Below are 21,573 nucleotides of genomic sequence, written 5' to 3' on the forward strand. Positions count from 1 at the left end.
CACGCTTGAGATCTCTGACATGTATTCACGCATTGTGCTCTACCCCTCACTGTTCGTCATTTTCATTCTGTTGATGACGTTTATTTCGGATAAAGTCCAGGCGAGCGTCACGATTCTGGGTAGCCGTATTATTTATCCCGGCAATGCTCTCTCCGTCGATGTTCAGTTAAAGAACAACGATAATATTCCGTATGTTATTCAGGCCTGGTTTGATAATGGCAATATGGATTCGCAACCGGGCGATAAGAGTGACGTGCCTTTTATTATCACCCCTCCGTTATTCCGGATTCAGCCTCTGACTGGTCAGGTGCTGAGAATCCGCTTTACGCCAGAGGCCTCCTTACCGCAGGATCGCGAAACGGTCTACTGGTTCAACTCCCTGCAAATTCCGCCCGCCAATATTCAGGGCGAGTCAGGCCGTAACAGTATCGTTTTAATGTTACGCAACCGCATGAAACTCTTCTACCGGCCTACGGCGATTGGTCAGCCGGGGGATATTTTCAGCGGAATAAAAATAACGGCGAAAAAAGAGGGCCTCGAAATCAATAACACCCAGCCCTGGTTTTTCTCGCTGACCGACGTAACGCTAAAAACAGCAGACAAAAAAATAGCCTGCGACGCCGATATGATTGCGCCTTTCTCTAAAAAAATTGTCAGGTGCAAAGCGGCAACGCACGCGTTACCCGCGAACAGCGTGGTCTCTCTTTCAGCAATGAATGACCAGGGAGCGAAAGTCAGTGAAGATTATCCGCTTGCAGCCAGGTAATATCCGCACCCTTTTTTTACCTCTCTGTGCCTCCTTCACTTTTTCAACGTATGGACACGCTGAGGAATATTACTTTGATCCTTCACTGTTTAAAGGTTCGGCTTTTGGCCAGAATATCGAACAGTTTAATCATCAGACGATTGCCCCCGGCAGCTATTATGTCGACATTTATCTCAATAATAAGCTGATCAAAAGCGGCGTCACACTCACCTTTTTATCAGCAGAAAAAGGTCAGCCCATTGAACCCTGCCTTCCCCTGAAGGTGGCGGAATCACTGCGCCTTAAGTCACTGAATAAAACCGCAGCCAGCGAGCAATGCCAGCCTTTGCGTCACTGGTCCTCCGCGGCCAGCTGGCAATTTGATCAGTCATCACTGCGGCTGCAATTGACGATTCCGGATGCGGAGTTAATCCGTCTGCCTCGCGGAACCATCCCCGTTTCCGAGTGGGATAAAGGGATCACCGCCCTTTTCATCCGGCATAACACCAACTATAGCTGGACGGAAAATAGCGCCTCCGGTTACCGATATCAGTATCTCTGGAGCGGTGTCACGGCGGGCACCAATATCGATAACTGGCAGCTGCGCCATCAGGGCAATCTGCGGGTTATCGACAATAACGTCACCGGCAGCGACGCGCGTTATACCACGGTCAGAACCTGGCTTCAGCGCCCCATCGAACCGCTGAACAGTGTGCTGACCGTTGGCGACAGCTACACAGAAAGTTCGCAGTTTGGCAGCCTGTCCTATAACGGGATTAAGCTGTCAACGGATGAGAGGATGCGCCCGCAAAGCCGTCGGGGTTACGCGCCGGAGATCCGGGGCGTTGCCTCTTCCAGCGCGCGGGTTATCGTCAGGCAGCTCAATCGCGTTATTTATGAGACCAGCGTGGCTCCGGGGCCTTTTGTCATTAACGATTTGTACAATACCCGCAGCCAGGGCGATCTCGACGTGGAGATTGTTGAAGCGAGTGGCAAAACGTCCTCGTTTACCGTCCCCTATGCCTCGGTGCCCGATTCGGTCAGGCCGGGTAATTGGCACTATTCCGTTGCCCTGGGACGGGTGCGACAGTTCTACTCCGTCAATAACACCTTCTTTGAAGGATTGCTGCAGCGCGGTATCAGCAACCAGCTGACCGCGACGGCGGGTTCGCGCCTGGCTGAGGATTATCAGGCCTGGCTGCTTGGTGCTGTCTGGAGCTCTGCGGCGGGCGCCGTGGGACTGAATACCACCTTCTCGGATGCAAAGGTGGCACAGAACCAGACTGCCACGGGATGGCGCGCTGAACTGAGCTACAGCAAAACCTTTACCACCGGCACCAATGTGGTCCTGGCTGCCTATCGCTACTCAACCCGCGGTTATCGCGACCTGCAGGATGTGCTGGGCGTACGTCGCCAGCAGGATGGTGGCCTCCGCTACTACTCCGACACGCTGCATCAGCGTAATAACTTTTCTGTCACGCTGAGTCAGACAATGGCTGACTATGGCTTGATCAGCCTGAGTGCCAGCACAGCGGATTATTACAATAACCGCTCCCGCATTACCCAGCTTCAGCTCGGTTACAACAACAGCTGGCATAACATCAGTTACAGTCTCAACGTCGCCCGCCAGCGCACCACCTGGAGCAGCGATCGCTTCGGGCTGAGCCTGGACGAAGGCGATAATAGCTATCGGGAGAAGTACACCGAGAATACTGTTGCCCTGAATGTTTCCGTCCCGCTGAACTGGAGCAATCACAACGCTTCCGTGGCCTATAACTACAACCAGTCTAAAGAGACGCGCAATTCCACGCTCTCACTCACCGGTTCGTCGGGCGAGAACAATCAGCTCTCCTGGTCGCTGTATGGCGGAACCGGGCAGACGCAGAATAGCGGCAGCCAGCGCGCCTCGTTTGGCGGAAACGTGCAGCAGAATACCCGCGTGGGCGGCGTCAGAGCGAACTATGGCCAGGGTGATAACTACCGTCAGGCGGGTCTGGGTCTGTCGGGCACGTTGCTGATCCATTCCGGCGGTATTACAGCCGGCCCCTATACCAGCGATACCTTTGCGCTGATTCATGCGGAAGGCGCTCAGGGCGCCAGCGTGCGTAACGGCCAGGGCGCGGTTATCGATCATGCGGGTTACGCTATCCTGCCTTCGCTCACGCCTTATCAGGCGAATACCGTCAGCCTGGATACCCGCTACATGAATAGCGATGCGGAATTAAGTGGCGGCAGCCAGCGCGTGGTGCCCTATGCCGGTTCCGTGACGCGGATTAATTTTGCCACCCTGCAGGGCAAGGCGGTGTTGATCGCGCTGAAGAGTGACGATCAGGAGATTCCGCCGATGGGGAGTGAAGTCCGTGACGCGGATAATACCGTCATCGGCATTGTCGGTCAGGGCGGACAGGTCTATGCCCGCGTTCCGCATGACTCCGGCACCTTAAGGGTCAGCTGGCAAAATAAAGGGCATAAAACCTGCCTCGTTAATTATCAGATAACCGGACGCGTGAATGAGAATATCGTTCGCCTGGATGCCGTCTGCCGCAAGGGTGAATAGTGTGAGAATCGAAAAATTACTCCTGTATATCGTGTTACTGCTGCTTAATGTGCCCGCCTGGGCGAATTGCAGCGTGGTCACCTCCACCTCTTCGCTCTCTCAGAGCGCGATTGCGGCGGGCTACACCGCCGCCAGCTGGACCGGTGCCTGCGACACCTGTTCCGGGAATGTCGGGCTGCCGTCCGTGATCAGCATTAACAGCGGAAAGACCTTTCAGCCCTCCGGCACCCTGCTGGCCAGCTCGGTGGGGAGCTTTCTCTCCTCGGCCAGCAACGTTCCCTACTCGGCTAATCAGATTCTCTACCGCTGCGCCGTGGCGGATGCCGACAGCCTGTATGAGATGTACGCCACCAATGGTGACAGTCCCTATGCCGGGCAATACGTTACGTCTGAAGTGGACGGCGCTTATTATGATGTCGCCGCAAATGTCGCGGTCAGGCTGACTAACCTCTCAACCGGCGAATATTACAGCCGCTACTGGAAAGCGCGTCAGCTGACGGCCAGCGACTGGTATTCCGATGGCACCTATATCTACATTCCGGCCAGCGCCTTCAGCAATGTGCTGTATGAGATGTTTAAAATTGACTCAACCCGCTATTACGCCAGCAACAGTAATCGTTACGTGGACACTTGGACACAGCCGCGGGGTTACATCGCTTTCAAAGGTCCGGGACTCGACACCAATAGCCTCCAGGTGGGCCAGGACAGCCTCTCTTACTGGTACGGCTGGTACCGTAACTGGCCGGCAGCGTGGAGCACCTACTCTAACGTCACCTATGTGCGCGGCGCACTGTGTGAAGTTCAGGATTATCCGTCGGTGGTACTGCTGCCTACCGTGAGCGCCAGCACGCTCGCGGCAGGCGGAAAAAGCCAGGCTCCATTTACGATCACCATCCAGTGCGAATCGGGCGCACTCTCCGGCACCGCCACGTCGACGACCACTTCGGCCAATGTCGCCATGGGCTTTCTGGTTAACCAGTCTAATGCGGTTATAGAGGCGAGAAATCTGGGGCTGACCACCTCGGGCGGCGGGTTAACCTGGCTGCTGGATACCCATTATGGCAGCAGCACTGCCGCCTCCGGCGTCGGTATCAGAATTTATGACAGCAACAATACCCCCATCAATTTACTGCCGGACCGCGCCAGCACAGGCACCGGCAACAGCCGCGGCTGGTATGCCTACAAAGATTTAACCTCGCAGGTCTCCTCCGGAGGCAGTGATATCTACAGCGGTGATTTTACCGCCTCCCTTGAAGCCATCAGCGGGCAAACCATTACAGCAGGAGCAGTAAATGCGCAATTACAGGTTGTGGTTAGTTTTCAGTAACCTCATTGTGTTATCTGGCGTTCTGCTCTCGTCCAGCGTCTGGGCAGTGGTCAACGTGGATAAGACCCGGATCGTGTTTAATCAGGCAGATCTGACGCAGTCGATTAACGTCGTCAACAGCGGCAACACCGAGACGTTTCTGCAACTCTGGACGGATGATGGTAACGTGACGCTGTCACCGGATGCCAGCATCACGCCCGTGCTTGTCTTGCCGCCAGTGGTAAAAATGGTTCCGGGCGAGATGCGATCGCTGCGCCTGATGCTGACCTCACGCGATGCGCTTCCCGCCAGTAAAGAGAGTCTCTTCTGGCTGAATATTTACCAGATTCCGGCGCTGAAAAAAGCGCCTGACGCGGCTGAGCGCAGAGTCGTGCTGCCGCTGCGAATCCGGCTGAAGATTTTTATCCGGCCTGCGGGACTTCACGCGCCTCAGGCGACCGACCCGGAAAAGCTTCGTTTCGCCGTCACGGGAGATAAAATCACGATAACCAACCCGACGCCCTGGTTTATGAGCCTGAACGTCAAACCTGAAGGTCAGGCAGCGATTAAAAACCTGATGATCGCCCCGCACGCGGAGCTGCAGGCAGAGAGCCAGGCCGCGCTCTCTTATGGAACGGCGCTGAACTATACGGTGATCAACGACCAGGGCATTCCGGTTAACTACACCACGGCTTTTAAGTGAATGTTTTGCAGGACAATGGCGTCCCGGCACGCTAAAGTTGCCTGTTTCTGTTTGCAGTCTGGATGAGGGAAAATGAAACGTTTATTTGTTTACGGCACGCTCTGCCCTGGACGTGAAAATGCGCATATCCTGGAGAATATCGGCGGAGAGTGGCTCGCCGGTTCGGTCACGGGCACCTTCTATGAACGCGGCTGGGGTGCAGCGGCTGATTTTCCTGGCATTATTCTGGATGAGCACGGCCCGCAGGTGCCGGGTTTTCTCTTTACCTCCGATAAGCTGGCGGCTCACTGGCCGATGCTGGATGCGTTTGAGGAGGGCTATGATCGCGTCGAAGTGTGCGTCTCTACCCACGATAATCAGCAGCTCAGCGCCTGGATCTATCAGCTTCAGCCCCGTGAACAGTGCTGATACCCCGGTTCTGCAATTCGCGCCCTGCTTCCGGGCGCGATTCTGTCAGCCCGCCTCCCTTTTCTGCCAGACATGACAAACAGGCACTATGCCGAATTCAAGTTACACGAAGAGATCTAATGTATGATGTAACTAAAATAGATTGCCGTTAAGACCTGTTCCGGGCCACCAGCCTCTTCAGACCACCAGCCCGCGTTTCTGCCCTTTCATTCCGGCCAGCGCTGATGCGGAAACAGCGAGACCCGGATGTTAAACAGGTGGATCAGGGGCGCGACGGCCTCACTATCCTGCCGGGCCAGGCTCTCCAGACGCAGCAGCAGCAGATCAAGCTCCTCCAGCAAATCCTGATGCGGTGTTAACTGCAGTGACTTCATCTTGCGCTTCAGATAGAGCCCCAGCTCGTGAAACATCTGCCCGCTATCAATCCCATGCCGTTCCAGCACCTCGCGATAGCGCGCATAAAAGTCATAGCAGTTCGCCCCCAGCCAGGTTTCCGTAATCAGATAGCCCCCCACCACGATATCCGGCACCGGGTCGAGCCGTTTCCGCGGCAGAATGATATTCACCCTGTCGAGCATGCGTGCAATAAACTGCTGCCGTGACAGCAGCGTGGCGGCGTTACGCTCCACCATTTTGATAAACCCTAACAGATCGCGCAGGCCGCGCTGTACCGCTCTTCGCGCTATCCATGAAGGTCGTTTGTTGCGGATCAGCGCCGTCAGCACAACGGCAAACATAATCCCCACCATCGAAGAGATCGCCGCATTCAGGGTAACGATAAGATTGGGCACGAAGTGGTGACTCAGCCCGATAAAGCCGGGGATCTGAATCGCCACGCTCAGCCCGATCAGGTTAGTGGCCGGATTCGCAATCACCAGGCTCAGCAGCATCAGACCGGGCAGCAGACAGATCATCAGCGCCTGTAAGGTGTTCGCCTGCGGGATGAGAAAAGCGATGTAAAACAGGCTCACGACCAGCGCAATCATCACCCCTTTAACAAACAGCTTCATCGGCGTCACCGGCGAATCGACACCGGCAAAAAACGAACTGATAATCGCCGCCATCAGCGGTGCATTCGCCCCGTCGGCCCAGCCGCTGCCAATCCAGAAGAGACTGGAGAGAAAGGTCGCCAGAAAAGCCGTCAGCGCCGACAGCCTCAACAGCCCTTTGTCGATATGGCGATGCTCACGGATATTACGGATAGCCGCCCCGTCGCCATGACTGTAGAGATCCCCGGCACGGGCGCTGACATTCTCATAGGCATCGGCAATGCGCACAAAGTTTGCCAGCCGCTCCAGCAGTCCGATCAGCAGCAGGCTCTCCTCGGTCGCCAGTTCCCCTGCCCGCCACGACTGCTCAAGGTTCACCTGCCCGGCATTGATCGCCTCACGCAGTCCGTTGATGTCATTAACGCGATCGTGATGCAGCCACAACAGAAACTGCTGAAACACATCGGTCACGCACGCTGGAAAACGAATGTTCAGCTCCGCCAGTACGCCCAGCCGTGACTCAATCGCGGTGAGCGTCGGCAGCAGATAGGTCAGATGCTGATACTGCACGCTGACCAGACGGATGACGTTACGCGCCGCCTCCCCCTCATAGACACAGTGGGTCAGCAGTGTTTCAACGTTCAGCGGATAACCGGCCATCTGAATCAGGATATCTTCCCGCTCCAGCGATTTGTTCTTTGCCATTCCGCTGATCAGCTCATCGCATAGCCTGCGCGCATTCTGAAACCAGAGATTCACGCTCTGGCCGAGCAGATGATGCATCGACACCGGAAACACCAGCCGGTGAACCAGGGTGCTACAGAGGATGCCGAGCGTGATCTCCTCAATACGTGAAATGACCGTATTGATAATGGCTGACGGCGTATCCACGTCGGGAAAGCCCATAATGGCGGCGCTATACCCGCCCAGCATAAAGATGTAGCTCTTTGGCGTGCGGTCATGCAGCGAGAGATAGAGGCAGACCGTTACCCACAGTGACACGCAGAGGCTGAACAGAACCGGCGACTGCACCGTTTCGGGGTAGATCAGCAGAATAAAGAGGCCCCCCAGCAGCGTACCCAGCAGACGAAACAGGGATTTCGACACGGTTGAGGCCGCATAGAGCTGTGAAGTCACAAAAACGGTCGTGAGCGCCCAGGCAGGTTTTTCAAAGTTAAGAAGCAGCGCCACAGAGAGTGCAATAAACGCGGCAAGAGAAGTTTTGCAGGCAAACAAAACCGCGTTTTTGGTAAACCATTTCATCGAATGAGAGCAACCAGGAGCTTTCTGAGGCGCGTATCCTGACAGATGCGCCTGCGTTTTACTCTCAGTTAACTTATACAAATTATTACCGGCCTGACGGGGCCGGTTTCAGGGGAGACAGGTCTGTTTCGGGCGGGATGAAAAGCGGTTAGCGACGCGTCAGCGCCAGACGGATGCCCAGCCCGATAAAGGTGGCACCCACCACCCGATCGAGCGCCTTCTGCAGGGCCTGATTCTTCGCAACGGCGCCGGCGGCACCGCCTGCCAGCAGGGCAAACAGCACATCCGTTATCAGGCCCGTCAGCGCATAGGCCAGACCCAGCAGCAGAAAGGAGATGGCATGATGATCGCCCTCCACCGTCACAAACTGAGGAAAGAAGGCGATGAAGAACAGCAGCACTTTGGGATTGGTTATCGAGGTAATAAAGCCGCGCAGCAGCAGCTGACGGGTTTCAGTCTGTGCGACCGCCTCCACTCCCTCCGGCCTGAAGACGTGACGGACGCGGAACGTCGCCACGATCATCTTCGTCCCCAGATAGATCAGGTAGGCTGCGCCCGTATATTTAATGACGGTGAACAGCAGCGGCGAGGCCGCAATCAGCGCCGTTAAGCCCAGCGCACTGGCAACTGCATGCGTACAGCTTCCCAGCGCCACGCCCGACGCCGAGAGAACACCGGCCTGTCGCCCCCGAGCCACACTTTGTCCGACAACATAAGCGAGATCGGGGCCCGGCGTAATGCAGAGCAGCACCACCGACGCCAGAAACAGCGGAAAATGAACAATATCCAGCATGAAGCCTCCTGACAGCAATAAGATTTAACCTTTCGTTAACTTATCAGCCCGGACGCCCTTTTCCAAATGCCATCATCCTCTTACCTGTGTGCGCGCTCTCCATCACGTTCTGTGCCGTAACCGCTCCAGCATGATCAGGGAGTGACTGAAAATGGCGTCGGCGATGTGCTGCGGAAAATCGGCGGGCAGCGCATCCCGCACCGAGATCACCGCCTGGGGAAAGGCCCGGATAAAGAAGTCAAAAATCTCCTCCATACTGGCCGGATCAAAACTGACGCGCTTTGCCGTGGCGATAAAATGGCGCGGATAGATTTTGTCGATCGCCATCTTTTTACCCTTGGTGGCGCACAGCCCCATCGCCAGCTTCAGCGCCCGCTTGTTGAGGCCGGTGCCACCCAGTACCGGGTAGGCTGAGATGACGTCATAAAATGGCGTCAGCCGGTAACTGCCGCCGCGCTCAATAAACAGGGAGAAGTTTTTTGCATGGCCATCGGTTGCGCCGATCAGCCACTGGAAAACCTGAAACTGCATAAAGCGGTAGCGATCCGCTATCGCCTGGCTGGAGCCCATCAGCAGCTGCATGATCGTCTCTATACCCGGCCCGCCGTCTGACTCATATTTGGTTGAGGATGGCAGCCCCAGCGCCTGGCAGATATCCTCCTGCGGCAGCCGGATCAGCCGGGTCTTATCGCGGGACCAGCGCCGGTCAAACCGCTCCACCGCCAGCGCCCGCATCGCCCCGGCGCGGATAATGGTCGCCTGCGGCACCGCCATTCCCAGCGCCCGGGCCAGCGCCAGACAGAGATACTCATTCTCCACGCTTTCGCGCATATCCAGGGTGGCGGCAGGCTGCTTAATCTCCCCGATGGGCAGCTTGATGATGTGGGAGGTTGGCGTCGCCCCGGCCGGAATGCTCCAGCCCTCATCGGTCAGCAGCAGGGCCGTTTTCTCCTGCGCGCCGGCCACCGAGATGCGAAAATCGGTCTCTTCACGCAGCATCCCCAGCGGAATATCAGACTGATAGGCCGACAACACCTTCTCCAGCCGCGCCTCATCCAGCACCTCATAGCGTGCCTGCAGCGGCGGCAGCGGCATCTCCGGCGGCAGCAGCATGGTCGCGCCAACGCTGTCACGTCCCACCTCCTGCAGCAGATCAAACGGCTGGCGGGATTTTATCTGATAGCGCGCCACAATCCGGTCACGGATCGCCGGGCTGTCGGGCAGCAGGTTATCGAAAAAGTTAATCACGGCGGCGGAGGTGATCGGCCTGACCTGCAGCGGCATAGAGAGGGAAAGGGGACGCGCCAGCGGACTGCGCAGCCAGCCTGCATCATACTCAAACTCATGTGCGCCGTTTCGCTGCCGGGTCAGCACCCCCACCCGCTCGCCGTTCATCCAGGCCATCAGCTTCTGCATCACCAGTCATCCTCGTCATTGAGTGGCGCCGGCGCCGGTGCCGCTTTTTCCTGAACCTCCAGGCTCAGCTCCAGCGACTGCAGCAGCTTAAACAGCGTAGCCAGTGAGGTGCTGTCAGGTGCATTTTCAAAGTGAGAGATCGTCGCCTGCTTCAGGCCCACTTTTTTTGCCAGCTCACTCTGGGTCCAGCCGTTGCGCTGGCGGATAAGTTTCAGCCGGTTTGCCAGCTGAATCGGACTATATATCATGGGTGACTCCTTCTGGATCACAGAGGGTAAGCATAGCGCAGCCGTATTATCCCCGAAAGGGTATAAATATGCTTTTATCCTCTTTAAGGGATAAGTTATCTTTTATACCCTATAGAGGATAATGAGGAATTTATCCCTCGTAAGGGATAATTCAGGACGCATAATCCACGGAGAAAAGAGGAAGAGAATGAGCAGATTCAGCATCACCCATCAGATCAGCGAGCAGGACCGCGAAGCACTACTGGCGGGACTCGGCGGCTACAACCGGCAGTTTATCCAGACTGATAACTGGGGGCCGCTGTCGGTCATGCATCGCGACACACAGGGGACATTACGGGGCGGATTAATCGCGTCCCGCAAAGGAAACTGGCTCTGTATCGATTTTCTGTGGGTGGACGAGACGCTGCGGGACAGCGGTCTGGGCAGTGAACTGCTCAGCGCAGCGGAACAGGCGGCGGTAACGTACGGATGTCTCTGTGCGCTGGTGGATACGTTCAGCTTTCAGGCGCTGCCGTTCTATCAGAAGCAGGGATATCAGCAGCAGATGTCCCTGCCCGATTTTCCGCAGACCGGCATGCAGCGTCACTATCTGACGAAGAGACTCCGGCCGGCATAACCACACCGATCCGCATCGCGCTGGCGTGACAGGGTCACAGACCGGCGATGCGGCGCAGGTCGGCTTCGGCACCGGGTGCCACGGCAAGGACCTGCGCACCGCGGGTAAGGCGGTCGCCTTCAGTATTAAACGGGTGATACCAGCCGCCCGCCTCTTTCACCAGGCAGTAGCCCGCCAGACAATCCCAGGCGTGCATATAGGGCTCGTAGTAACCCACCACCCGTCCGGCGGCCACCCATGCCAGCATCAGCGCGCCGGAACCCAGTCGGATAAAGTTTCCGCCTGCCGTCAGCAAAGCGGCCACGATTTCGCCAACCTGCTGCGGGGTCACGTGACTGTTCGCCCCGAATCCGGTGACGTGGTTTTGCAGCGTGCGCGCCGGATCGACGGCCAGACGGCGGCCGTTGAGCGTCGCGCCCTGCCCCAGCGCCGCGACGTAGCATTCATCATAGAGGGGGGCAAAGATCACCCCGATGACCGGCAGGTCGCCGCGCAGCACGGCCACCGAAACACACCAGTTTGGCATCCCGTTCAGAAACGGGCTGGTGCCATCGATAGGATCGACCACCCAGGTGTAGTCCGATGCTCCCGGCTGCAGACCGCTCTCCTCACCCAGAAAACCGTCATCGGGAAAGGCGGCGCGGAGATGGGCCGCGATCTGCTGCTCCACGTCACGGTCAGCAATCGAGACCACATCCTGCAGATCATATTTGGTTTCCACCACCAGCGTCTCGCGACGGTTAAAGTAGGAAAGCGCGGTCGCGCCGCCTTCACGGGCAACGGCCTCAGCGACAGCCAGACGCGCCATTATTTCATCATGTGATGCCATGCCAGCTCCTCAGTTTTAATCAGATTCGTGCGCGATCAGGGCCAGCCCCTGCGCCCTGAAGTTAACGCCAACCCTGGTGGCGAGCGGGAGACGCTGCTCCATCAGCGGATCGATAATGAACAGCGCGCCCAGTTCAGTGGCCACTTCATATTCGATATGGTCACCCAGCCAGGTGCTGTGGGTGATCTCCCCCTGCAGTGCCCCCTGTCCGTCGCCGGAGAGGGTCATGAAGCGGGGCCGCACCGCCAGCTGAGCCGGGCCGGTCCGCACTCCCGCACCGGGCAGCCGGAAGCGCTGCGTGCCGAGACGGACCAGCGCCTCTTCCGCGCCAGCCTGCTCTACCTCACAGGGCAGGATGTTCGCCTCCCCCATAAAGTCCGCGATAAAGACCGAACGGGGGGAATGGTAAAGCGTCTCCGGCGTCCCCTCCTGAGCAATATCCCCCTCTTTCATGACAATAATCTTATCGGAGACCGCCAGCGCCTCCTCCTGGTCATGGGTGACATAGACCGCAGTAAAGCCGAGCCGCTGCTGCAGATCGCGGATATCGGTGCGCACCTGACGGCGCAGACGCTCATCCAGGTTCGACAGCGGTTCATCGAGCAGCAGCACCTGCGGCTCCAGCACCAGCGCACGCGCCACCGCAATGCGCTGCTGCTGCCCGCCGGAAAGCTCCGAGGGCAGCCGCTGCCCCTGATTCTCCAGCCCCACCAGCTTCAGCCCCTCACGCGCCCGGTCCTGCGCCTCGCGCCGGTTCATGCCCGCGGCGCTCAGCCCATAGAGAATGTTGTCGAGGGCGTTCATGTGCGGAAACAGCGCGTAGGATTGAAACACCATCGCCACGTCCCGCGCGTTGGCGGGCAGATGGGTAACATCCTTACCGCCTATCAGGATGCGGCCCGCGTCAGGATGTTCCAGCCCGGCCAGCAGCCGCAGCGTGGTGGTCTTGCCGCAGCCGGAGGGCCCGAGCAGCGTCACCAGCGTGCCGGGCTCCACGGTGAGTGACAGATCCGGCACCGCACTGAAGCCGGCAAAACGTTTTGAGACATGGTCAAAAACCACCGATCCGGCCTGATGTGTCGTCATACGGTGCTCTCCTGAGTCAGGGTGGATGCAGAGGGAGTGGCGGCGAGGGCCGCCGGTCGGGTGACACGGCGCAGGCGGCGTTCGCCCACCAGCAGCTGGAAGAGACCAATAATCAGCAGCATCACCAGGATCAGGACCGAGGAGTAGGCAATGGCGACGCCATATTCACCGTTCTCCACCAGCCCGACAATGTACGAGGTCGCCATGTTGTACTGCGCGCTGACCAGGAAGATCACCGCGCTGATGGAGGTAATGGCGCGCACAAAGGCGTACACCAGCGCCGCGCTGATGGCCGGTTTCAGCAGCGGCAGCACCACCTTGCGCAGGGTACGGAAACTGGTTGCGCCCAGCGTGAGTGACGCTTCATCCAGGCTTTTATCCAGCTGGCTCATCGCCGCAATGCCGCCACGCACCCCGACGGGCATGTTACGGAAGACAAAACAGGCAATCAGGATCATCGCGGTGCCGGTTATCTCCAGCGGCGGCAGGTTGTAGGCCATGACATAGCTCACGCCGATAACCGTACCGGGAATGGCAAAGCTCAGCATCAGCATGAACTCAAAGGTCTGCCGTCCGGCAAAGCGCTGACGCACGATCATCCAGGCGGTCAGCAGCCCGACAATCGCCGTGAGGGGGGCCGCAATCAGGGCAATCTCCAGCGTCGTCCAGAAGGAGTTCCACGCCACGCCCTGCCACACCAGCTCCCCCTGAGTGAGGGTGACACGGAAGGCGCGGATGTAGTGATCCAGCGTCAGGCTGTTGTCGAGCCCCCAGGAGTGGACAAAGCCACCAATGAGGATCATGCCGTAGATCACCAGAGTAAAGAGCCCCCATGGGATCACCATCCCATAGACGCCAAATCTGACCGGACGCGGCAGCATGGCATGACGGCCGCCGTCGCCTTTCCCGGTGACGGTGGTAAAACTTTTCCCGGCAAGCCACAGGCGCTGCAGCAGAAAGGCCGCCAGCGTGAAGGCCAGCAGGATCATCGCCAGCACCGCCGCGCGGCTCGGGTCGTTTTGCGCGCCGACCACTGAAAAGAAGATCTCTGTAGAGAGCACGCCGTGACTGCCGCCCAGCACCATCGGATTGCCGAAGTCCGCCATGCTTTCGATAAAGCTGATCAGAAAGGCGTTGGCCAGCCCCGGAGCCATCAGCGGCAGCGACACGCGGGAGAAGGTCCGCCAGCGGCTGGCTCGCAGCGTCTGCGACGCCTCCTCCAGTGAGGGACTGACGCCCTCGACCACCCCGATCAGCACCAGGAAGGCCACCGGCGTAAACGAGAGCACCTGCGCAATCCAGATCCCGGTCAGCCCGTAGAGCCAGCGTCCCGGCGCAATGCCGAACAGCGACGCCAGCGATTCGGTGACGACGCCAGAGCGGCCAAACAGCAAAATCAGCGCCAGACCGATGACAAACGGCGGCGTGATAATCGGCAGAACGGTGAGCATCCGCAGCGCTTTCTTACACGGCAGTGCCGTGCGCGTCGCCGCCAGCGCAAACGCCAGCCCCAGCAGCGTCGAGCCGCTGGCCGTCATCAGCGCCAGTCCCAGCGTTCGCCAGGCCGTCCCGCAGTTGCCGCCGGTAAAACAGCCGAGGCTCCAGATGGCCGGGTCCTGCAGGCTGGCGATCAGCCCATCGGGTTTAAAGCTGCCATCGCTGTCCTGCACCGCGGCGACAAACAGGCTGAGCACCGGATAGAGCACGAAGGTGGTGACCAGCGCCACCAGCAGCACAATCGCCGCCACCACAAAGGCATCGCCTTTCAGGACACCGCGCTCTGCCAGCGCAAAGGCAAAGATCAGCAGAAAAACGGTCAGCAGCAGTAAGGCCCCCGCGCCCATGGCGGGCTGTCCCTGAGCCAGCGGCCCGATAAGGTGCTCGAGCCACAGCCAGTTCCAGCCGCTGAAACCAATGGCATGCCCCTCCAGCAGCAGAAACAGGATGCCGGAGACGCTGAACAGCAGCAGCAGCGTGCTGCGGGTCCGGCCGGGAGGCAGAAAGGCGCAGGCGGTAACGCCTCCCCACAGCGCCACGGCGACCAGAAGCCAGGGCTGCTGAGCGAGCTGCCACAGGGCCGGTGCACTGTTCTCCTCCGCAGAACGAAAGAGCCAGTCACCCGCAAAGAATCCCTGCTCCAGGCTGTACCAGGGCAGCAGCGTCAGGGCCACGGCCCCCGCCAGCAGCGCGCCGGTTAAACGGCGATTGTGCGCATTCATACATCACCTCGATTGGAGAAGCGGACAACTGGCTGATGCCACCGCGGTTCGGCCCGTGCCCGGCGTCTGACGGCCGGGCCGTGCCACGCTTCAGTGCGCGCTGGCACCAATCTCTCTGTCCCAGCGCCCCAGCAGCGCCCTGCGTTTCGCCGAGTCGCCATAGGTTTTGAAGTCATAATCGATCAGGCGGATGTTCTCGAAACGCGGCGCATACTCTGAGATTTCCGCCTGACGGTTGGAGGGCAGCTGGAACGATTTCGCCTCTTTCATATGGGACTGCGCATCCGCACTCAGCGCCCAGTCATACCAGGCCCGGGCATTCGCCAGGTTGCGTGCCCCTTTGATAATCGACATGGAGCCAATCTCATAGCCGGTGCCTTCACAGGGGGCGACAGGTTTGATCGGGAAGCCTTCAACTTCCATCGCGACCGCGTCGTGCATAAAGACAATCCCGACGGTGGTTTCACCGCGCGCAGCCGCTTTTACCGGTGCCGAGCCGGACTTGGTGTATTGCGAGATGTTGGCGTTGAGCTTCTTCAGGTAGGCAAAGGCGTCATCTTCCCCCATGATCTGCACCAGCGTCGCCAGCGTGTTGTACGCCGTGCCGGAGGAGTTGGGGTTGGCGATCTGAATCTCGCCCTTAAAACCGGGATCGAGCAGATCCGCCCAGCAGGCAGGCACCTTCAGCTTTTTCTCCGCCAGCAGGCGGGTGTTGTAGCCCCAGCCCAGCGCACCGGCATAGACGCCAACGGTCCGGTAACCGGAAATCTCCGCCACCTTTTGTGACCAAGGCTGCTGCTGGTCAAGTAAAGGGGACTTGTAGGGCTGGCTCAGCCCCTCTTCTGCGGCCTGCATGTGCGGATCGCCGGTGCCCGCCCACCAGATATCGGTGCGGGGATTGCGCGCCTCGCTGCGGATTCGGGCGTAGGCTTCACCGGCTGAGAGCCGCACCATGCTGAGCCGGATATCGGGATGAGACTGGCTGAACAGCGTGGTCATCTGTTCACACACCACCACATCGGCGGAGCAGATCATATTAAGGCTGCCCGCCGCCGTGGCCGCAAACGGCACCACCGGGCAACTGACGATAACAGCAGCGAGCAGAGAGGAATAACGCATGGGGATCTCCTTGAGGCCGGATGATGAGGGCGTGCGCCAGCTTTTGCACATGTGTGCAAAGTAGTACGGCGACCCTGCCATGCTGTCAATTCACTTGTTGAGCAATTGTCAGTCGCTGTCACAAATTTGAAACATTCACTGCCCTGTTATCTTTTGCACACCCTTGCATTTTCAGGCAGACTCAGTGCGGTTAACGGCAGGATGAGGAGAGAAGATGCAGCAGCCCAGGGCAGTGGTGAGTGCACAGGATGTGGCAGATCGGGCGGGCGTGTCGCGCTCGGCGGTCTCCCGCACCTTTACACCGGGGGCCAGCGTGTCGGACGCCACCCGGCAGCGGGTAATGAAAGCGGCGGAAGAGCTGGGCTATCACGTCAATCATCTGGCGCGCGGCCTGGTACGAAACCGCAGCGGCATTGTCTGCCTGATCGCCTCAGAGGTGGATACGCCCTACCGTGCCAGCCTGGTGCGCTGGATGACCCAGTATCTGCAGGAAGCGGGCAAGGTGGCGATGCTGATTAACACCGACCGGTCGGATGAGCGGGTTTCCGCCGCGCTGCAGCAGGCGATCCATTTCCGCGCCGACGCCTCGATCATTCTCTCCGGCATGCCTGACAGTGGCATTACCCGGCTCTGCTACCGGCACGGTCAGCAGCTGGTGCTGATTAACCGCGACGACGCCCTGCCCGGCACGCTCAGCCTTAACCTCGACTCCCGTCCGGCGGCGGAGATGGCGGTTAACGCCTTTCTGCGCGCGGGCTGCAGCCGCATCGCCTTTGTGAATTCGCTGGCGGGAACGCCGAGCCTGCTGAAACGCGAAGCCGATTTTCTGACTGCGGCGCAGCAGGCCGGCATTGCCGTGCAGGTGGAACGGTTCGGCAGCACCTCCTATGAGAGCGGACAGATTCTGGCGCAGCGTCTGCTGACGCGCAGCGTCCGCCCGGATGCGGTCTGTTGCGCCACCGACCTGCTCGCCTGCGGCTTTATGGATGAGGCGCGTCACCGTTTTGCGCTGCGTATCCCGGAGGATCTCTGCATCATCGGACACGACAACATCGCGCAGTCGGGCTGGAGCGCCTACGACCTCACCACCTTTGCGCAGCCGGTAGAGCAGTTCGCCCGCGATGCGATTGACTGGCTGGTGGCGGCGGAGGCGCAACCGGAAAGTCTCCTGCCGCGAGCAGAACAGCCGCAGGCACGGAAAATATATCCGGTCGATGTGGTCTGGCGGGGATCGGTGCGCGGCGGATGAGCGCCATTCTTTATTTTCAGCCGGTACGTTATTTCTCAGCGAAATAATTGAGTACCGGTTTTACGCTTCGCTTTAAATAGCGCTCTTCTGCCCGGAAAAATATTCGGCCGCTTCGCCCCGCAATCGCGATTTCCTGTCTACGCTTTATCTGCATTATTAATTTACTCTGGTTTTATCTGCTCAATGAATCAGCAGTCAGATGTGACAAACATCACATTTGTGCCAGGCTTACAGTCTCAGATAACACTGTTCAAGGAGCATACAATGGCCACACCCACTAACAAGACGCTCGATCTGGATCATTTTCCTAAGCCTCCTTTTGAGGATCAGCCCCAGCAGGCGCCAGGCCTTGCCAGCAAAATGGTTCCGGTTCCCGATCACGGTGAAACCAGCTACCGTGGCACCGGTCGTCTGACCGGCCGCAAAGCGCTGATCACCGGCGGCGACTCCGGGATTGGCCGTGCCGTTGCGATTGCTTATGCCCGTGAAGGCGCCGATGTGGTGATTAACTACCTGCCGGAAGAACAGCCGGATGCCGATGAAGTGGTTAAATTAATCGAAGCGGAAGGCCGTAAAGTTTTCGCTATTCCCGGTGACATTCGTTCAGAAGAATTCTGTCAGCAGCTGGTCAAAGAGGCGGCCGACAAATTAGGTGGTCTGGATATTCTGGTTAATAACGCCGGTCGTCAGCAATTTAATGAGTCCATTCGTACCCTGAGTACAGAAGATTTTGACGCGACGTTTAAAACCAACGTTTATGCAATGTTCTGGATCACCAAAGCGGCGCTGGAATATCTGCCACGCGGCGCATCCATTATTAACACCTCGTCAGTGCAGGCGTTTAAACCCAGCGATATCCTGCTGGACTATGCGCAGACCAAAGCGGCGATTGTGGCCTTTACCAAATCCCTGGCGAAACAGCTGGGCGGCGACGGCATCCGCGTCAACGCGGTAGCGCCGGGTCCATACTGGACCGCACTGCAATCCAGCGGCGGGCAGCCTATGGAAAAAGTGAAGCAGTTTGGTGCCGACTCACCGATGGGCCGTCCGGGCCAGCCGGTTGAGATCGCCCCGCTCTACGTCACCCTGGCCTCGACCGAGAGCAGCTACTCCTCCGGTCAGGTCTGGTGCTCTGATGGCGGCACCGGCACCCTGTAATCCCCTTCTGGTGGCCGCGTAAAGCGGCCATTTTTTTTGTCCTGCCTCTCTCCCCCTCCGAATCGTTGTGCCTGGTATAAGGAAAAAGAACATGGAAAACCCGGTTTTTCATTCGCCGGTCAGAAAAGAAGGTTTTGCAGGGCTGGGCGACTATGCCGCCATTGGTGAAGGCCGTTCGGTGGCGCTGATTGCGCCGGATGGCTCCATTGACTGGTGGTGCGCCCCCAATCTCGATGCGAAACCGCTGTTTGATCGCCTGCTGGACGCCGGGCTGGGCGGCTACTTTCAGGTCGTCCCGCGCGGCAGCTATCAGGTTACGCGACGCTATCGTGACAACAGCAACGTGCTGGAGACCCGCTTTGACACCGACAGCGGCGCCGTCCTGCTTACCGAATCGATCAACAGCACGCTGGCGGGCCGTCTGCCCTGGTGTGAGCTGGCCCGCCGCATCGAAGGCGTTGAGGGCGAGGTGGAGTTGCAGATCACGCTGCGCTTCGGCACCGCCGCTGAAACCCGTTCCCCCTGGGTGGCCGACAATGAGAAAGGCAAGGTGTTTCACATCGCCGAAACGATGGCGATGTTCCGCACCAGCGACGACATCACCATTACCGAACTGGATGATGAACAGGTCTGCGCCACGCTGCGCACTACCGCCGGTTCCCGCTCGCTCTGCGCCCTGCTGATCACCGAAAAGGAGCCGCTGGCCGTGCCGCCGCTGGAGGCTATCGACCAGCGGATTGAAACCAGCCATACCGGCTGGACCAGCTGGGTGGAGAGCCTGAGTTATGACGGCAGCTACCCGGCGCTGGTCAGGCGCTCTGCCCTGTCGCTGAAGTTTCTCTGGTACTCCCCGACCGGCGCGCTGGCCGCCGCTGCCACCACGTCGCTGCCGGAGGGCATCGGCGGCGAGAAGAACTATGACTACCGCTACGCCTGGGTGCGGGACGCCTGCCTGATTATCAAAGCCTTTGTCTATCTCGGCGCGCTGGAAGATTGTAAGGCGGCCTTCTCCTGGCTGTCGCAGACCATCATCCGTCACGGCGTCAGGCTGCGCGCCTGCTATACCCTGAATGGCGATGAGGTGCCCGCCGAGCGTTATCCGCCCCTGAGCGGCTATCAGCACTCTCAGCCGGTGCGCATCGGCAACAATGCCCGCGATCAGCTGCAGCTCAGTATGTATGGCGATATGCTCATGACCGCGCAGCGCTTTATTGAAGCGGGCCACGTGCTGGATATCACCACCTCACGCCTGCTGGGCGACCTGGCGAACTGCTGCGCCGACAACTGGCGACAGAAAGATTGCGGCATCTGGGAGCTGCCGGAGCTGCAGCACTATACCCACTCCAAAATGGCCTGCTGGATAGCGCTGGATCGGGCGGTGGCGCTGGCGGAAAGTAAACATATCGAACCGACCTGGCTGGGCCGCTGGCAGCGGGAACGTGACCGCATCCGCGACTGGATTGAGTCGCACTGCTGGTCAGAAACGCAGCAGGCTTACCTCTTCTACGTCGGCAGTGATGCTCGCCTGGACGCCTCGCTGGCGCTGGTTCACAGCTATGGCAATGCGGTTAATCCGCAGCGGATGCTCTCCACCTACCACGCTATCCGGCAGAAGCTGGGCGACGGCAGCGCCATGCTCTATCGCTACAGCGGCGTCAGGCAGGAGGAGAGTACCTTTCTCGCCTGCGCCTTCTGGCTGGTGGAAGCCTGGGCGGAAATGGGTGACCGGGATCGGGCGGAACAGGCGATGCAGGAGATTCTGGCGACGCTGGACGGTCAGGGTAACGTCGATATCTTTAATGAGATGTATGACGTTCGCAGTCAGAGCTGGCGTGGCAACATGCCGCAGGGTCTGAGCCATCTGGCGCTGATCTGCGCGGCCCAGGCGCTATCGGAATCAAAAGGAGAGGTTTAAGAAAGGCATCAGGGTGACTATTGCAGCCGGAAGCGCGGGTCGAAGAAAAACGGCTCCACTACCGCTTTCGCAATGATGCCCGCCGCTGCCGGATGACGGGGATTGAACAGCGCATTCCACTCACCGGTCAGCGTGCTGGGCACTTTGAGTATCAGGCCGTTCTCCGGGCTGGCGAGCCACTCATCCCCGATCTGCCGGGTGGACGCGGGCGCAGGATCGGCCTGCCACTCATCCGGCAGCGCCGTCAGTGCCAGTTCGGTGATCAGGGACTCCGACACGCTGATCGCGATCATGCTGTAGTCGCGTGACAGATCCTGAATGGTGAGATGCACCAGCGCCTCCAGCACGCAGAGCGCCCGGCTCGACCCCAGGTAGACACAGACCGATCCCACCGAATTCCAGCGCCCGCCATACGTCCGGGCGCCAAAACCATCAAAGGCGGTCATCGCATATTCACGCTTCACCAGGCGAAAAAAGGGAACCGCCATCAGGTGATGACACCGTGCTCGAGCTGGCCGATCAGGTTTATCACCGCTTCCGCCCCTGCCACCGTGGTGGTCATCTCCGCCGGTTTTTTTCCGCCCAGCGCTTTGGCGGGCGTTTCCAGCCACTGCACCAGACGCGCCCTGTCGTCGCGGAACAGGTTGCTGGCGGCAGAGAGAACGCGAATCAGCATGTAGATGCGTCCGCTCTGGTCGGGCGAAAAGGTCTGCGCCGGATCTTTCACTTTGCGGTTGTAGGTGGTGCGATCGATGCCCGCCAGACGGCACAGCCACCCCTCGTCGAAGGTGGACAACGACGCGGTGCGTTTCAGCACGCCGCTGCTGAACCCTGTCGCGATACGCTGATGCGCATCCGGCAGGGTTTCCGGCAGGTTAAGGGCATGCAGCAGCGACGCGTGGCGGCGAGGCTGAGCGGGTGTGTAGATGGCGATGGACATAGCAGCCCTCCTGT

Annotated in this window: 19 protein-coding genes; 9 read left to right on the top strand and 10 right to left on the bottom strand. The window is 59.1% G+C overall.

Annotated elements, in window-relative coordinates:
* Nucleotides 1-19: 19 nt before the first annotated feature.
* The 5 genes from FJW00_RS18860 (at nucleotide 20) to FJW00_RS18880 (ending at nucleotide 5,719) form a co-directional block, all read left to right on the top strand.
* Nucleotides 20-766 carry a fimbria/pilus periplasmic chaperone gene (locus tag FJW00_RS18860; RefSeq protein ID WP_111208417.1) on the top strand — a complete coding sequence of 249 codons (747 nt, stop codon included), beginning with the start codon at nucleotides 20-22 and terminating at the stop codon, nucleotides 764-766.
* Nucleotides 717-3,302 carry a fimbrial outer membrane usher protein gene (locus FJW00_RS18865; RefSeq protein WP_258317052.1) on the top strand — a complete coding sequence of 862 codons (2,586 nt, stop codon included), beginning with the start codon at nucleotides 717-719 and terminating at the stop codon, nucleotides 3,300-3,302. Before FJW00_RS18860 ends, FJW00_RS18865 begins: the two co-directional genes overlap by 50 nt.
* Nucleotides 3,277-4,629: a fimbrial usher protein StbD gene (gene stbD, locus FJW00_RS18870; protein WP_140925481.1), complete on the top strand. Its 1,353-nt coding sequence runs from the start codon at nucleotides 3,277-3,279 to the stop codon at nucleotides 4,627-4,629. The genes FJW00_RS18865 and stbD overlap by 26 nt, the downstream gene beginning before the upstream one ends.
* On the top strand, nucleotides 4,595-5,311 hold the full coding sequence (locus FJW00_RS18875; RefSeq protein WP_140925370.1) for a fimbrial assembly chaperone: 717 nt from the start codon (nucleotides 4,595-4,597) through the stop codon (nucleotides 5,309-5,311). The genes stbD and FJW00_RS18875 overlap by 35 nt, the downstream gene beginning before the upstream one ends.
* A 72-nt stretch (nucleotides 5,312-5,383) precedes the next feature.
* A complete protein-coding gene (locus FJW00_RS18880; protein WP_140028550.1) occupies nucleotides 5,384-5,719 on the top strand; it encodes a gamma-glutamylcyclotransferase family protein in 336 nt (111 codons plus the stop codon).
* A 206-nt stretch (nucleotides 5,720-5,925) separates the two neighbouring features.
* Here the strand turns inward: FJW00_RS18880 and FJW00_RS18885 are convergent, their stop codons facing one another.
* The 4 genes from FJW00_RS18885 to hipB all read right to left on the bottom strand — a co-directional run bounded on the left by FJW00_RS18885 (nucleotide 5,926) and on the right by hipB (nucleotide 10,428).
* A complete protein-coding gene (locus FJW00_RS18885) occupies nucleotides 5,926-7,971 on the bottom strand; it encodes an FUSC family protein (RefSeq protein ID WP_140925372.1) in 2,046 nt (681 codons plus the stop codon).
* Between the two features lie 148 nt (nucleotides 7,972-8,119).
* Nucleotides 8,120-8,764 (bottom strand): LysE family translocator, encoded by a 645-nt coding sequence (locus tag FJW00_RS18890; RefSeq protein WP_140925374.1) that lies wholly within the window; start codon nucleotides 8,762-8,764, stop codon nucleotides 8,120-8,122.
* Nucleotides 8,765-8,866: 102 nt separating this feature from the next.
* Nucleotides 8,867-10,180, bottom strand: a complete 1,314-nt coding sequence (locus FJW00_RS18895; RefSeq protein ID WP_140925376.1) for a type II toxin-antitoxin system HipA family toxin — start codon at nucleotides 10,178-10,180, stop codon at nucleotides 8,867-8,869.
* Nucleotides 10,180-10,428, bottom strand: a complete 249-nt coding sequence (gene hipB, locus FJW00_RS18900) for a type II toxin-antitoxin system antitoxin HipB (protein WP_009090189.1) — start codon at nucleotides 10,426-10,428, stop codon at nucleotides 10,180-10,182. The genes FJW00_RS18895 and hipB overlap by 1 nt, the downstream gene beginning before the upstream one ends.
* 187 nt (nucleotides 10,429-10,615) lie before the next feature.
* Between hipB and FJW00_RS18905 the strand changes: the two genes are divergently transcribed.
* Nucleotides 10,616-11,044: a GNAT family N-acetyltransferase gene (locus tag FJW00_RS18905; protein WP_140925378.1), complete on the top strand. Its 429-nt coding sequence runs from the start codon at nucleotides 10,616-10,618 to the stop codon at nucleotides 11,042-11,044.
* 34 nt (nucleotides 11,045-11,078) lie between these two features.
* Here FJW00_RS18905 and FJW00_RS18910 read toward each other — a convergent pair whose 3' ends face one another.
* From FJW00_RS18910 to FJW00_RS18925, 4 genes are all read right to left on the bottom strand, one after another.
* Nucleotides 11,079-11,873 carry an inositol monophosphatase family protein gene (locus FJW00_RS18910; protein WP_009090185.1) on the bottom strand — a complete coding sequence of 265 codons (795 nt, stop codon included), beginning with the start codon at nucleotides 11,871-11,873 and terminating at the stop codon, nucleotides 11,079-11,081.
* A 15-nt stretch (nucleotides 11,874-11,888) separates the two neighbouring features.
* Complete coding sequence (locus FJW00_RS18915) at nucleotides 11,889-12,959, bottom strand: ABC transporter ATP-binding protein (RefSeq protein WP_140925380.1); 1,071 nt, start codon at nucleotides 12,957-12,959, stop codon at nucleotides 11,889-11,891.
* The gene (locus FJW00_RS18920) at nucleotides 12,956-15,178 is read right to left on the bottom strand and encodes an ABC transporter permease (RefSeq protein ID WP_140925382.1); all 2,223 of its coding nucleotides are present in this window, start codon (nucleotides 15,176-15,178) and stop codon (nucleotides 12,956-12,958) included. Before FJW00_RS18920 ends, FJW00_RS18915 begins: the two co-directional genes overlap by 4 nt.
* A 90-nt stretch (nucleotides 15,179-15,268) precedes the next feature.
* On the bottom strand, nucleotides 15,269-16,297 hold the full coding sequence (locus FJW00_RS18925) for an ABC transporter substrate-binding protein (RefSeq protein ID WP_140028557.1): 1,029 nt from the start codon (nucleotides 16,295-16,297) through the stop codon (nucleotides 15,269-15,271).
* A gap of 214 nt (nucleotides 16,298-16,511) precedes the next feature.
* On the opposite strand from FJW00_RS18925, the gene FJW00_RS18930 reads away from it, so the two are divergent.
* The 3 genes from FJW00_RS18930 (at nucleotide 16,512) to FJW00_RS18940 (ending at nucleotide 20,619) form a co-directional block, all read left to right on the top strand.
* Nucleotides 16,512-17,546, top strand: a complete 1,035-nt coding sequence (locus tag FJW00_RS18930; protein WP_140925384.1) for a LacI family DNA-binding transcriptional regulator — start codon at nucleotides 16,512-16,514, stop codon at nucleotides 17,544-17,546.
* 264 nt (nucleotides 17,547-17,810) lie between these two features.
* Nucleotides 17,811-18,704, top strand: a complete 894-nt coding sequence (locus FJW00_RS18935) for an SDR family oxidoreductase (RefSeq protein WP_009090177.1) — start codon at nucleotides 17,811-17,813, stop codon at nucleotides 18,702-18,704.
* A 91-nt stretch (nucleotides 18,705-18,795) separates the two neighbouring features.
* The gene (locus FJW00_RS18940; RefSeq protein WP_046101845.1) at nucleotides 18,796-20,619 is read left to right on the top strand and encodes a glycoside hydrolase family 15 protein; all 1,824 of its coding nucleotides are present in this window, start codon (nucleotides 18,796-18,798) and stop codon (nucleotides 20,617-20,619) included.
* A 17-nt stretch (nucleotides 20,620-20,636) separates the two neighbouring features.
* On the opposite strand, the gene FJW00_RS18945 is transcribed toward FJW00_RS18940, so the two are convergent.
* Both FJW00_RS18945 and FJW00_RS18950 read right to left on the bottom strand, forming a co-directional pair.
* Nucleotides 20,637-21,107: an RES family NAD+ phosphorylase gene (locus FJW00_RS18945; protein ID WP_140925387.1), complete on the bottom strand. Its 471-nt coding sequence runs from the start codon at nucleotides 21,105-21,107 to the stop codon at nucleotides 20,637-20,639.
* Complete coding sequence (locus tag FJW00_RS18950; protein ID WP_009090172.1) at nucleotides 21,107-21,559, bottom strand: Xre family toxin-antitoxin system antitoxin; 453 nt, start codon at nucleotides 21,557-21,559, stop codon at nucleotides 21,107-21,109. Before FJW00_RS18950 ends, FJW00_RS18945 begins: the two co-directional genes overlap by 1 nt.
* Nucleotides 21,560-21,573 lie beyond the last annotated feature (14 nt).

Origin of the sequence: Pantoea anthophila (assembly GCF_006494375.1) — a bacterium.
GTDB lineage: Bacteria > Pseudomonadota > Gammaproteobacteria > Enterobacterales > Enterobacteriaceae > Pantoea > Pantoea anthophila.

What these genes read in the sequence shown, in the direction of transcription:
- FJW00_RS18930 (WP_140925384.1), top strand. Translation starts at nt 16,512, where the DNA reads ATGCAGCAGCCCAGGGCAGTGGTGAGTGCACAGGATGTGGCAGATCGG.
- FJW00_RS18910 (WP_009090185.1), bottom strand. Translation starts at nt 11,873, where the DNA reads ATGGCATCACATGATGAAATAATGGCGCGTCTGGCTGTCGCTGAGGCC.
- FJW00_RS18945 (WP_140925387.1), bottom strand. Translation starts at nt 21,107, where the DNA reads ATGGCGGTTCCCTTTTTTCGCCTGGTGAAGCGTGAATATGCGATGACC.
- FJW00_RS18925 (WP_140028557.1), bottom strand. Translation starts at nt 16,297, where the DNA reads ATGCGTTATTCCTCTCTGCTCGCTGCTGTTATCGTCAGTTGCCCGGTG.
- FJW00_RS18935 (WP_009090177.1), top strand. Translation starts at nt 17,811, where the DNA reads ATGGCCACACCCACTAACAAGACGCTCGATCTGGATCATTTTCCTAAG.
- FJW00_RS18920 (WP_140925382.1), bottom strand. Translation starts at nt 15,178, where the DNA reads ATGAATGCGCACAATCGCCGTTTAACCGGCGCGCTGCTGGCGGGGGCC.
- FJW00_RS18940 (WP_046101845.1), top strand. Translation starts at nt 18,796, where the DNA reads ATGGAAAACCCGGTTTTTCATTCGCCGGTCAGAAAAGAAGGTTTTGCA.
- FJW00_RS18890 (WP_140925374.1), bottom strand. Translation starts at nt 8,764, where the DNA reads ATGCTGGATATTGTTCATTTTCCGCTGTTTCTGGCGTCGGTGGTGCTG.
- FJW00_RS18915 (WP_140925380.1), bottom strand. Translation starts at nt 12,959, where the DNA reads ATGACGACACATCAGGCCGGATCGGTGGTTTTTGACCATGTCTCAAAA.
- FJW00_RS18885 (WP_140925372.1), bottom strand. Translation starts at nt 7,971, where the DNA reads ATGAAATGGTTTACCAAAAACGCGGTTTTGTTTGCCTGCAAAACTTCT.
- stbD (WP_140925481.1), top strand. Translation starts at nt 3,277, where the DNA reads ATGCCGTCTGCCGCAAGGGTGAATAGTGTGAGAATCGAAAAATTACTC.
- FJW00_RS18875 (WP_140925370.1), top strand. Translation starts at nt 4,595, where the DNA reads ATGCGCAATTACAGGTTGTGGTTAGTTTTCAGTAACCTCATTGTGTTA.
- hipB (WP_009090189.1), bottom strand. Translation starts at nt 10,428, where the DNA reads ATGATATATAGTCCGATTCAGCTGGCAAACCGGCTGAAACTTATCCGC.
- FJW00_RS18895 (WP_140925376.1), bottom strand. Translation starts at nt 10,180, where the DNA reads ATGCAGAAGCTGATGGCCTGGATGAACGGCGAGCGGGTGGGGGTGCTG.
- FJW00_RS18880 (WP_140028550.1), top strand. Translation starts at nt 5,384, where the DNA reads ATGAAACGTTTATTTGTTTACGGCACGCTCTGCCCTGGACGTGAAAAT.
- FJW00_RS18905 (WP_140925378.1), top strand. Translation starts at nt 10,616, where the DNA reads ATGAGCAGATTCAGCATCACCCATCAGATCAGCGAGCAGGACCGCGAA.
- FJW00_RS18950 (WP_009090172.1), bottom strand. Translation starts at nt 21,559, where the DNA reads ATGTCCATCGCCATCTACACACCCGCTCAGCCTCGCCGCCACGCGTCG.
- FJW00_RS18865 (WP_258317052.1), top strand. Translation starts at nt 717, where the DNA reads ATGACCAGGGAGCGAAAGTCAGTGAAGATTATCCGCTTGCAGCCAGGT.
- FJW00_RS18860 (WP_111208417.1), top strand. Translation starts at nt 20, where the DNA reads ATGTATTCACGCATTGTGCTCTACCCCTCACTGTTCGTCATTTTCATT.